Annotated in this window: 5 protein-coding genes; 2 read left to right on the forward strand and 3 right to left on the reverse strand. The window is 65.8% G+C overall.

Features of this window, described 5'->3' with window-relative positions; genetic code table 11:
• Positions 1-154: 154 nt before the first annotated feature.
• On the reverse strand, positions 155-322 hold the full coding sequence (locus AXW67_RS43440) for a hypothetical protein (RefSeq protein ID WP_198024727.1): 168 nt from the start codon (positions 320-322) through the stop codon (positions 155-157).
• Positions 323-478: 156 nt separating this feature from the next.
• Positions 479-6,922 carry a non-ribosomal peptide synthetase gene (locus tag AXW67_RS39515; protein ID WP_063682249.1) on the reverse strand — a complete coding sequence of 2,148 codons (6,444 nt, stop codon included), beginning with the start codon at positions 6,920-6,922 and terminating at the stop codon, positions 479-481.
• 137 nt (positions 6,923-7,059) lie between these two features.
• Between AXW67_RS39515 and AXW67_RS39520 the strand changes: the two genes are divergently transcribed.
• Positions 7,060-10,533 (forward strand): ATP-binding protein, encoded by a 3,474-nt coding sequence (locus AXW67_RS39520; RefSeq protein WP_063682250.1) that lies wholly within the window; start codon positions 7,060-7,062, stop codon positions 10,531-10,533.
• Entirely contained in the window at positions 10,530-11,321 is a 792-nt protein-coding gene (locus AXW67_RS39525; RefSeq protein WP_063682251.1) for a protein-L-isoaspartate O-methyltransferase family protein, read from the forward strand. Before AXW67_RS39520 ends, AXW67_RS39525 begins: the two co-directional genes overlap by 4 nt.
• Before the next feature lie 109 nt (positions 11,322-11,430).
• Here AXW67_RS39525 and AXW67_RS39530 read toward each other — a convergent pair whose 3' ends face one another.
• Positions 11,431-12,498: an endo-1,4-beta-xylanase gene (locus tag AXW67_RS39530; RefSeq protein ID WP_082908235.1), complete on the reverse strand. Its 1,068-nt coding sequence runs from the start codon at positions 12,496-12,498 to the stop codon at positions 11,431-11,433.
• Between the last annotated feature and the right edge of the window lie 225 nt (positions 12,499-12,723).

Raw genomic sequence — 12,723 nt, forward strand, 5'->3', positions numbered from 1 at the left:
CAAGAATCAACTGAGCGGACCGCTTCTAACGGTCCACCCAGGCAAATTCTTGACGATTCCGCTGGCCGGTTTACGGGCGCAAGCTTGTGCGAGACCCCAGCTCGCAGGCGAGCGGCCCTTATCCGAAGGTCGTAGGCGTCCGAGCCGACGAGTCCTACCGCTTCTTCTTGGCCTTCTTCTTGCCGCCCAGCATCGAAAGGCTGGCGTCGACGTCCTTTAGCGCGGCTTGAAGCTTCTTCTTCTCGTCCGTCAGCAGTTTTTGCAGCGACTTGCGATCCTTGTCGCTCAGCGAGGTGCCCTTGGTAAATTTGATGAAACCCATAACGCACTCCCCCGGTTTGAAAATAGATAGTCCAAAGTCCAAATCAAAACGCGGGAATAATGTTGCGCGACAGCGCCAAATAATCAAGATGCAACTTGGGCATTCACAGCTTTGGCGGGTGAGTGGTTTTTCGCTCCAGCATGCGAAGGCGACCTCTCACGCCGCCCTGCGACTGCGCAATCGTCCGAGCGGCGCGTCGGGCTGCGCGACCGCCTCTGCCAGCAGTGCGACGAGATATTCCATCCATTCGCCAATCATCCGCCCGTCGAGCAGCTCGCTCTTGTAGTTGCATGATCCGGTGATGCCGGTCGGCCGCTCCTTGAGCATCAGCGACAGAAAGGTCTGGTCGATTGGCAGCACCGGCTGGCCCTCGCGCGCGACGTTTCCGATCGATCGCAGAGTGATTTGAGGCAGATCGAGCGGTTTGCGCAGCGGATTTTGCAGAGTGAAATAGACCTGGACCAGCGAGGCCGGATCGATTCCCTCCTGCAGCAGATGGTCGGCCAGGATGTTGAACGGCAGCTCCTGCCGCGCATGCGCGTCGAGCACGCTCTGGCGCACCCGTGCGAAGGCTTGCGCGAACGACAGCTCCGGCGCGATTCGGGTGCGGACGATCACCGTGTTCTCGAACGGGCCGACGATGCCGTCGGTGTCCGGCTGAGTGCGATTCGCCATGGCGGTGGCGACCGAGATGTCGGTGCGCCCGGTCCGCGCCAGCAGCAGGGCCTTCAATCCCGTGAGGAGAGCCATGAACAGCGTGCCGGTCTGCTGGCCGGCGAACGCGGTGAGCCGCGCGATCAGCTCGGGCTCCAGGCTGACCGGATGGTGGCCGGCAGACACGCCCGGGCGTGCTTCGCCGTCGAACACGGGGACCGCGCCACGCAAACTCTGCGCCCATTCACGGGCTTGCCGGCGCGCCGCTTCCGTGTTGCACCACCAGCGTTGCCAGCGCGCGACGTCCGAAAAGGCCAGCGGCACTTTCGGCAGCGGTACGGACGGATGTCCGGCGAGGGCCGCATGGCGATTGGAAAGCTCGTCGAACAGCACGCCGAGCGACCATCCGTCGGCAATGGCGTGATGCAGCGTCAGCAGCAGCACGTGATCGTCGGCGTGGAGCCGCAACAACCGCGCCCGGAGCAGCGGCGCGCGCGTGATGTCGATCGGGGTAAAGGTTTCCTGTTCCGTCAGGAGCTCGATCTTCCTGAGCTCGAGGGCCTTGCGCCGCTTGTTGTTGTGTGGCCGTCCGTCGCCGATGGTCTCGACGGTCAGGACCGGGCCGAGCATGCCGGGGGCGGCGATGCGGCTGACGGGCTCATCGCCGCTCCAGCCGAACGCTGTCCGCAGCGATTCGTGGCGGCGCACGACGTCGTCGATCGCCTGCGCCAGGGCGGTGGCATCGAGTGGGCCCTGCAGATGGAGCGCGAAGGGCAGGTTGAACATCGGCAGACCCGGCAGGTTCTGCTCGATCCGTATCATCTGGTCCTGCGCGATCGACAGCGTGGGAGGACCGCTTTCGGCGAACCTTGGGACGTTTGCGTCGGGCTTGAGCGGTTTCGTCGTCACGGCCTCGTCGACGCGCCGGGCAAGCTCTTCGATTGTCGGCGCTTCGAAGATCGTCTTGATCGGCAGCGAAACGCCAAGCGCACGGGCGACGCGTGCCATCGCCTGGCCCGCCAACAGCGAATGACCGCCGAGATCGAAGAAATTATCGGCGACGCCAAGGGTGTCGACCTTCAGCAGGTCGATCCAGATGTCGGAAAGAACCTTCTCGGTGAACCGTCGCGCCGGCACGGCCGCTTTCGTTCCGGACGTTTCCTGCAGTGTCGGCGCCAACAAGGCGGAGCGGTCGATCTTGCCATGGGCGTTGAGCGGCACCTGCTCCAGGAACAGGAATGCCGACGGGACGGCGTGGCTCGGCAACCAGCCTTTCAGGAAATCGCGTAGCTCGTTGGCGCTGATCGGCGTGCCTGCCTTGGCGACGATGTGGGCGATCAGCCTGACGTCGCCGCTTCCGTCACGGCGCGGCTCGACGATGCCGGTGCGCACGGCTGGATGTTCGCTGAGCGCATTCTCGACCTCCTTGAGCTCGATACGATAGCCGCGAACCTTGACCTGATGGTCGGCGCGGCCCAGGCACTCGATCGTGCCGTCGGCGCGGCGGCGGGCGAGATCGCCGGTCCGGTACAGCCGTGCGCCGGCCCGGCGCGCGAACGGATCGGGCAGGAAGCGCGCTTTGCTCTGCGCCGGATCGTTGATGTAACTGCGGCCGACGCCGGCGCCGCCGATGCAGAGCTCGCCGACCACGCCGACCGGCTGCGGCTCGAGGTTCGGATCGAGCACATAGAGCTGGGTGTTGGGCAGCGGAGCGCCGACCGGGACGCTGGTCGTCGCCCCCGCTGGGGCGCCGGTCAGGCGATGCAGAGAAACGTCGTCGGAGCTTTCCGACGCGCCGTAGGCATTGATCAGCGGCACCTTCGGACAGCGGGCGAACCAGGCGCGGCAGAGATCGACGGGCAGCGGCTCCCCGGTCGAGATCAGCAGTCGCAGCTTCGAGAAGGCGCGCAGGATGGAAGCTTCGTCCATCCGCTCGACGATGACGCGCAAGAGCGAGGGAACGATCTCCAGCACCGTGATCCGCTCGCGCTCGATCTCCCGCGCGAGCAGAATCGGATCCTGCGCGATCTCGTTGCCGCAGACATGGACGCGCGCGCCGACCATGGGGCCGGCCAGGAACTGCCAGACCGAGATGACAAAACTCTGCGGCGCGGTCTGCGCGATCACGTCCTTCGCCGACAGGCCCAGTTCGGCAATGAGGGACGCCAGATGGTTCGACAGCCCTCGCTGCTCGATCATGACGCCCTTGGGCGCGCCTGACGAGCCGGACGTATAGATGAGATAGGCCAGACTCGCGGGTGAACGCTGCACTGGACGAGCCGGCTTCGTCGATCCCGACGCAAGCGCATCTTGGAGGTCGGCCACCCGGATTCTTTCGACCAGCGGCTCGAGCAGCGCTTCGACCGTGGCGGACTGGTCGCGCGCCGTCAGCAGCATGCCGGCACCGCTCGATCCCAGGATCGTCGCGAGCCGCGACGGCGGCTGCTCGGGATCGAGATTCAGGAACGCGGCGCCCACCCGCTGCACGGCGATCATCGCTGCGAGCAAATCCGGACCGCGCTGCGCAAGCAGCGCCACCACCGTCTCCGCGCCGACGCCTTCGCGCGCAAGCCAGCGTGCGGCCGCCTGGCTCTTGCGGGCCAGCTCGCGATAGCTGAGCGACACGCGCCCGTCGGACACGGCCACGGCGTTCGGCGTCCGCTTGGCCTGCCGCTCGAAGCGTTCGCACAGATTGCCGCGGCTTGCGAAATTCGCCGCAGCGCCATGGCCCATCGCCAGCAACCGCCGGCGGTCGGCCGCCGTCAGCAGCGGCAGGCGTGAGATGCGCTGCTCCGGATTGGCGATGACGGATTTGAGCAGGGTTTTGAACTGCGCGGCCATCTCCGCGATCGTGTCGGCGTCGAACAGGTCGGTGGCGTATTCGAAGAAGCCGGTGAAGCGGCCGTCGGCCTCGACCAGTTCGAGCGTGATGTCGAAGCGCGCGACCTTCGGGTCGACCTCGAGGCGGCGGGTCGACAGGCCAGGCATCCGCGCGGCCTCGATCGATGCGTTCTGGAGGATGAACATGATCCGGAACAGCGGATTTCCGTCGCTCCTTCGCGCGATCTGCAATGCCCGCAACACTTCCTCGATCGGAAGGTCCTGGTTGCGGTAGGCATCCAGCGTGACCTGGCGAACGCGTCGCAACAGTTCGCCGAAAGTCGGATCGCCGCCAAAATCGTTGCGCAGGATCAGCGTGTTGGCGAACAGCCCGATCAGGCGCTCGCTTTCGATCTGGTTGCGGTTGGCGATCAGCGAGCCGGTCGCCACGTCCTCGTGCCCGGTGTAGCGAAACAGCAGGCACTGGAAGGCCGCGAGCAGCGTCATGAAGGATGTGACGCCCTGATGCTGGCTCAGGGATCGCAGATCGGCCGAGAGGGCTTTGGAGAAGTCGAGATAGTGACGCGCGCCGTGACCGCTCCAGACCTGGAGACGCGGCCGGTCGGTCCGCAGCGGCAGCGTGGTGACGCCGTCGAGCTGGGCCCGCCAATAATCGAGCTGCTCGTTCGCGGCCGGCGACCGCGCCCATCTCTGCTGCCAGAGCGCGAAGTCGCGGTACTGGAAGGCGGGCGCGGGCAGCGCCGCTACGCCGCCCTTGCGCGTAGCGGAATAATGCGCGGCAAGCTCTTCCCAGAACAATCGTTGTGACCAGCCGTCGGTGACGAGGTGATGGACATTGACCACCAGCGCGTGGCTGGACTTGTCGAAGGAGAGCAGGGTGACTTTTAACGGCGGCTCACGCGCGAGATCGAATTGATACTGCGCGAGCTGGAGTGCCTCGCGCCTGATCGCCGCGATCCGCTTGTCTGCCGCGCAAGGCCTGAGCTTGGTCCGTTCGAGGCGCGGCGCCGAGCTAACCACGCGCTGCATGGCTTCCCCGTGGCGTTCGACGAACACCGAGCGCAGCACCTCATGGCGTTGGCAGATCGCGGCAAGGCTCGCCTCAAGTGCCGCGGCGTCGATCTGGCCAGTCAGTTGCGCGATTTCCACCACATTATAGTTGTAGTGCGTCGGATCGAGCCGCGAGAGCAGGTACATCCGCTGCTGCTGGAACGACAGCAGCGCGTGGTCGTCCGCGGCACGGTGCCATGTCGGTAGCGTCGTCTCGCGGCGAGTGGCGGCGGTTTCGAGCCGGGCCGCAAGCGCTGCCACGGTGGCGCAATCAAAAATGTCCTCGAATGAGAAATCGACGTTGAAGCGTTCGCGCAGGCGCGAGCGCATCTGCGTCACCGCAAGCGAATCCGCCCCGAGCGCGAAGACGTCCTGGTCGATGCCGACCTGCGGAAGCTCGAGGAGACCAGCCCAGATCTCCGCAAGCTGGGTTTCCAGCGCATTGCGCGGCAGCCGTGTCTCATCGCCATCGTCGGCAGTCGCGATCAGCCCGGCCAGCGCGTTGCGCTTGACCTTGCCGCTGGCGCCCTTCGGCAGCGCCCCCACGCTGCGGATCAGGCTCGGCACCTTGTAGGCTGCGAGCCGTTTTCGCGCGAACTGGCGGAGCTGATCCGGCGTGGCGTCCGCCTCCGGCCGCAGCACCACCACAGCCGCGACGTTCTCGCCGAGCTTGGGATGCGGAATGGCGAAGACGCCGGCCTCCAGCACCGCCGGATGGCTCAGCAGGACCTCTTCCACTTCGAGCGGCGAGACCTTCTGTCCGCCGCGGTTGATGACGTCCTTGATGCGGCCGACGATGAAGAGATAGCCATCGCCGTCGAGGTAGCCGAGATCGCCGGTCCGAAACCAGCCATTGCGGAAGGCGGCTGTTGTGGCCCCCTCGTCATTGTAATAGCCGCGCGTCATGTTCGCGCCGCGCAGCATGATCTCGCCACGCACGCCGCTTGCACATGCGCGGCCGGCCTCGTCCATGATCGCGATCTCGGGGCCCGCGGCACGGCCGACCGAGCCGATCTTGCGCAGCTCGAACGGATTGGCCGCGATCTGCGAGGCGGCTTCCGTCATGCCGTAGGTCTCGAGCACGGGAACGCCAAAGGTTGCCTCCAGCCCTTCGAGGATCGCGGGCGCGAGCGAAGCCGAGGCGGAGCGGATCACGCGCAGCGATGACGACCGCGCGCGGTCCGGGTCCGCTTCCGCCGCCGTCAGCAGCGCGCGGTGAATCGTCGGCACCGCCGTGTACCAGGTCGGCTGCAGCGCCCGTATCCAGCCGAAGAAGGACGCGGCGTCGAAGCCGTTGGTGCAGATCACGCTGGAGCCTGCAGCGAGCGCGGTCAAAAGGCCGGAGATCAGCCCATGTGCATGAAACAGCGGCAGTACGTTCAGCAGGCGGTCGTGCGCGGTGAGCGCCAGCACGCGGCCGGCATTGTCGGCGGAGAGGCACACATTGCGATGTGTCAGCGGTACCATTTTCGGCCGCGCAGCCGTGCCGGAGGTCAGCAAGATGAACGCATCGTCGTCGGCGCGCGAGACGCCGCTGGCACTGGGCGGGCCGACGGTCGGGCCGGCGAGCTCGCAGCCGCCGAGATTGTCCGCCGGGCCCGGCACGAAGTCGATCACCGCGATGCCGAGCGCCTTGGCGACATCACGACTTGGCGAGTTCATGTCGGACCGCGTGACGAGCGCCGTCAGCTTCAATTCGCTGAAGTAACGCTGCAGCTCATCCGCGGTCAGATCGGGATTGACAGGCACGCAGGCGCAGGCCGTTGCGACTGCGATCAGCGCCAGCGCGCTGTCGGCGCCGCGCGGCAGCGCAACGGCGATGCGGTCCGCAGGCGCGATACCAAGCCCGCGCAACGTGCGGACCAGATGCAGGATCCGGGCGCCGAGCTCGCCGTAATTGAGCGGTGGCCGGTCGGGCGCGAGCAAAGCGGGTGCGGCCGGCGTCTGCCGGGCGTAGAGCTCGAGAAGGCCGCCGATATGCGCAAAGCCTCTCGTTTCGGCCAGCGTGCTGGCCGATCGCTCCGGCGCCGGGTGTGCAACCTCCGACAATTCCATTCCTTTTTGGTCTGATTGGGCTATTCTTCCAAGAACTTAGGGAACGCGTCCAGTCTGAGGTGAAGTTTGGGCCCCAAAATCTGTGGTTGAGGGGCCATAAAGCCCTTCGACGGAGTGATAGTCGGGCAGAAATCACCATGCTGGAGACAGAGCCGAGTACGGGAGCAGAAGGCGGCTTGAAGCGTTGGCTCGAAGGCGTCGGTCTCGGACATTACAACGATCTTTTCGTGCAGCACCGCCTCGATCTCGACGTCATGGGCGACCTGACCGAGGCCGATCTGGTCGAACTCGGACTGCCGCTTGGCGATCGCAAGCGGCTGCAGCGGGCCATGACGGCGCTATTTCAGGCCGAGACGGCGGAGAAGCCGGTTGCGGTGGCGCGCCCTCAGGCCCGGGCCGAAGCCGGCGCCGAACGGCGTCAGCTCACCACCATGTTCTGCGACATGGTGGATTCCACCTCGCTCTCGGCCCAGTTCGATCCGGAAGACGTGCGCGACATGATCGCGAGCTTCCGCGAGACCTGCGTCCGCGTCGTGAAGCATTACGAAGGCTATGCCGCCCGCTTCGTCGGCGACGGTATCCTGGTCTATTTTGGCTATCCGACCGCGCATGAGGACGACGCGGAGCGCTCGGTGCGCGCTGGACTGGAGATCGTGCGGGTGCTGTCGACCGCGCGCGCGATCGAGCCGCGCGGCGCGCTCAGCCACGCACCCGCCGTCCGCATCGGGATCGCGACCGGCCTCGTCGTGGTCGGCGATCTCGTGGGCCAGGGCACCGAGGAGCGCGACTCCGCGGTCGGAGAAACCGTCAATCTCGCTGCGCGCCTGCAAGGTCTGGCGCCGCCGAATGGCGTCGTGATCTCCTCCTCGACGCAATCACTACTGAAGGGGAAATTCGATTACCGCAATCTCGGCGTCCATGCGCTGAAGGGCATCCCGGAGAAGGCCCAGGCCTGGCACGTGGTGCGTGCCTCGCGGGTGGAAACCCGTTTTGCCGCCGCGATGGGCACGCGGTTGACCCCGCTCGTCAATCGCGAGGAGGAGATCGCGCTGCTCACGGGGCGCTGGCTGCAGGTCAAGGAGGGTGACGGCCAGGTCGTGGTCAAGTTCGGCGAGCCCGGCATCGGCAAGTCGCGCATCGTGCAGGAAATCTTCGAGCGGATCGCGGGCGACCGTCACGGGCACGTCTCGTTCCAGTGCTCGCCCTATCACACCTCGACGGCGTTCTATCCCTTTATCGAGCAGCTCAAATTCTCCCTCGGCCTCGACCGTGAGGACGCGTCTGCCGCGACATTGACGAACCTGGAGATTGCGATCGCCGCCGCCCATGGCGATGTCGAGCAGGTGACGCCGCTGCTCGCCGCACTGCTGTCGATTCCGACGGGAGACCGCTATCCGCCGCTCGATCTGTCGCCGCAGCAGCAGAAGGACGCGACCGTCGCGGCGCTGGTCAACCATCTCCTGGGGCTCTCGCGCGACATGCCGCTGGTGATTGCCCTCGAGGACCTGCATTGGATCGATCCGACCTCCCGCGAGGTCGTCGATCTCCTGGTCGATCGTGCGCAGAACCGGCCGATCCTCGTCATCATCACGGCGCGCTCGGAATTCCAGCCGAGCTGGAACGCGCATTCGCACATCACCACGCTGGTGCTGAACCGCTTGAGCCGGCCGCTGCGCGCGACCATGGTCGAGCGCGTCGCCGGCCGGGAGCTTCCCAAGGAGGTCATCGAGGAGATCATCGTCAAGACCGACGGTGTGCCGCTGTTTCTGGAAGAGCTGACCAAGACCGTTCTCGAATCCAACGTGCTGACCGAGCGACACGGCCGCTACGTGCTGTCGGGGCCATGGCGCCAGCTCGCGATCCCGGCGACGCTGACGGACTCGCTGATGGCGCGGCTCGATCGCATGGGGCCGTTCAAGCGGATCGCGCAGATCGGCGCCACCATCGGTCGCGAGTTCTCCTACGAGACGCTTCACGCGGTCGCCAACACGCCGGCGGAGCAGATCGAGGCCGCGCTCAATCATCTGGAAGGGGCGGGGCTGATCGTGCGCCGCGGGCATCCGCCGGATGCGCTCTACTCCTTCAAGCACGTGATGATCCAGAATGCGGCGCATGCGAGCCTGTTGCACAGCGAACGGCGCAAGCTGCATTCGCGGATCGCTCAGGTGCTCGCCGAGATGTATCCGGAGAAGACCGAGCGCGAGCCGGAGCTTCTTGCCCATCATCTGACCGAGTCCGGGCAGAGCGAGGGCGCCGCCAGTTTCTGGCTCAAGGCCGGAAAGCGGGCGGCGAAGAGCGGCGCCAATCTGGAGGCGATCGGCCATCTGCGTCGCGGCCTCGGCGTCGTTCAGGCCAATCCGCGCATGCAGGGCGCCGACGAGATGGAGCTCGAGCTGCGCATCGCGCTCGGCAACGCGCTGATCGCCGCCAAGGGCTATGCCGTGCAGGAGGTCGAGGAGAACTACATCCGAGCGCTGGAACTCGGCCAGCAGCTCGACGACGAGGAGAAGGCCTTCGCGGCCACCCGCGGGCTCTGGGTCTGCCATTTCATCCGGGCCGACCTCACGCGCGCGCATGATCTCAGCGTCGAATTGTTGAAATTCGCCAAGCGCGAACGGCTGAACGAGCGGGCGCATCCGGCGCAGCAGACCGGCTATCTCATCGAGGCACACCGCGCCATCGCGATGACCATGCTCTATCGCGGCCGCTTTGCCGCCGCACAGCATCACCTGCACCGCTGCATCAACCTCTACAGCCCCGATCTGCATTCCGACCTGATGGAGCGGCATGGCACCGATCCCGGCGTGGTCTCGCTGTCCTATCTCGGCTACCTCCTGTGGTTTCTCGGCCGGCCCGACGCGGCGCGCCAGCACAGCGAGCAGGCGATCGCGAATGCCGAGAAGATCCGTCATCCCTTCACGCTCGCCTTCGCGCTCGTGTTCGGCGCCTATCTCTGCCAGCACTTGCGCGACGTCGAGGGTACGCGCGATCACGCCAACCGCGCCATGATCATCGCGACCGAGCACAACTTCCTGCACTGGAAGCAGCAGGCTGCGATCCTGCGCGGCTGGGCGCTGACCCAGCTCGGCGAGGCCGACGAAGGCCTCAGCCAAATGCGCTTCGGTCTCGACGAGTATGAGGCGATGGACTCCTGGCTCGCGGGCTGCTGGTTCCGCTGCCTGCTCGCGGAAGCCTATGCCAAGGTCGGCCTGCGTGATGCGGCCTTGCGTGCTCTCGACGGTGCGCTGGCGACCGCAAGACGGACCGGCGATCACTCCTATCTCGCCGAGGTCTATCGCCTGCAGGGCGAGATCACCCTGTCGGACGGCAGCGCGGCTTCGCTCCAGGAGGCGGAGGATCTATTTGGTCTTTCGCTGGAGACCGCGCGCAAGCAGGGCGCGCTGTCCTGGGAGCTTCGGACCGCCGTCAGCCTTGCGCGGCTGTCGCAGGACGCCGGCAGGCGCGAACATGCATCCCTGCTGCTCACGCCGATCGTCGGCAAGTTCAGCGAAGGTTTCCTCACGCCGGACCTGAAGCAGGCGATGCAGCTCGTGAACGAGCTCGGCGCGGATGCATCCGCGCACCGTCACCATGTCGATGCGGCGAAATGAGCGATCTCGCGGCCGCGCGCGCGCGTTACGTCGAGCTGATTGCGAGGCGCGAGCAGATTTCGTCGCCGCGCCTGCTCGACGCGCTCGCTGCGGTCCCGCGCGAGGATTTTCTGCCGAAGGGCCCCTGGCGCATCAAGAGCGAGGCGGCGCGCAGCTATCGGCTGACGCCGGACGCCGACCCCGTCCATCTCTATGACAATGTTTTGGTGGCGATCGATGCGCGCCGCAGGCTCGACACCGGCCTGCCGAGCCTGTGGACGCATTTCATCGACGTGCTCGACGTCGGTACGAAGCAGCGCGTGGTGCAGGTTGGCTGCGGGCTCGGATATTTTTCGGCCGTGCTGTCGAGGATGGTGGGCCCGAAAGGTGAGGTGCGTGCAATCGAATGCGACGAGCGGCTGGCACGGCGCGCCGCGGGCTATCTCGCGCCGTACCGCAATGTCGATGTCATCAATCGCAACGGATGCGCGGATATCGGCGGCCCCGCGGACGTGATCATCGTGCATGCCGGCTTCTCGCATCCGCAGCCGTTGTGGCTGCAGTCGCTTCGTCCGCGCGGCCGGCTTCTCGTGCCGTTGACGCAAAGGGACCGCGAAGGCGCCGTCGTCAGGATCACGCGTAAGGCTAGGGGCTTCGAAGCGGAGGCAGTCCAGCAGATCCGGATATTTCCCGGCCGGGGCCGCGGTACGACCGCGCTCGACGACCGCGTCGCCGACTGGTGGGAGCGGGCATCATCGCTGGCGCCGCTGCGCTTTCGTGGCCTCGCGCAGGGACTGCCGGCTGAATAGACTTCGATTCGCTTTATCTTGATTCGGAATGTGAGTTTCCACCACCTCGCCGGGCGTGTGGGTGAGGCTCGATGGTCATTTGAGACGTCGAAGGCGCACTAAGTCCGCCTCAGGCGGCGTTCGCGAATTTGGTGATGACGTCCAGGAAAGGCTTTGGCTTGAACTCGCCGTCGAGCGGCAACGGACGGTTTGGCTGCTTGTCCTCGCGGGCGAACGTCCCGTTGATCCAGCTGTGGCGATCCGAGATTCCCCAGGTCAGGATCGAGCGCACCGGGCCGCTGGTCGAGATCGCGGTCAGCAGATCATCGACGCGCTGGGCGACGATGGCGTCGCGCTCGGCCGGATTGCCCGCCAGCTTCTGGTCGTTGACGTCGAGCTCTGTGACGAGGACCTCGAGGCCCCACGACCGCAGCTCGGTGACGAATTCGGCAAGCCCGTGCGTGTCGATCTCGAGCTCGGCGTGCAGATGCGACTGGAGCCCGACGGCGTGAAGCGGCACGCCCTGGTCGAGCAGATCCATGATGAGCTTGCGGAACGCGGCGCGCTTTGCGATGAAAGAGCCCTTTGCCGACTCGATGTCGTATTCGTTGATCGCGAGCTTGACATAGGGATCGGCGGCGGCCGCCGTGCGGAAGGCCAGCGGGATCCAGCGGTCACCGAGATTTTGCGACCAGAACGAGTCGCGTCTGTCGGTGACTTTCTTCGGATTGTCGGGGATCGGTTCGTTGACGACGTCCCACGAGGTCAGCTTGTCCTTGTAGTAGGACACGACGGTCGCGATGTGATCGACGAAGGCACGCTCGACGCCCTTCGCGTCCTTGATCTGCCTGGTCCAGTCCGGAATGTCATGGTACCAGGCGAGCGCGTGTCCGCGCATCGTCAGGTCGTTCTGCCGGGCAAAATCCAGGATCGCATCGGCGCGCTCGAAGGCGAAGGTGTGGGCGTCGGGCCGCAGCATCGGCCATTTCAGTTCGAGCTCCGGCACGAGCTGCGTGCAATAGGTGCTGATCGCTTCGCCGAACCGCGGATCGGCCTGCAAATTCCACAGCGTGGCCGCCGCACCATAGCCCGGGCGGCGCTGGGCAAGCTTGGATTCCGGCGCGGCAGCCGCAGATGTGCCGGCCGCGAGCGTTGCGGCGCTGCCGAGAAGAAATTCGCGTCGGTCGAGCCTGGTCACGAGGCGGCAGTCCTTTCGGAACCAACGCGTCATCGTACCAAGCAGAGGGTTGCGACGCCGAGGTTTCCAGCGGTTGGGTTAACTGTTGCCGAACGGCTTCGTCAGCGTGCCTGTGGCACCCTTCGGTAATCGCGCCGGTCATTTCACAAATTTAACGCTAACGCGCGAAATCCGCTTCGCCGCTCCATTCGCGGTCCGATTTGCAGGCTTATGTGGCTATCTTTG

This window comes from Bradyrhizobium neotropicale, from assembly GCF_001641695.1.
In the GTDB taxonomy this organism is placed as follows: domain Bacteria; phylum Pseudomonadota; class Alphaproteobacteria; order Rhizobiales; family Xanthobacteraceae; genus Bradyrhizobium; species Bradyrhizobium neotropicale.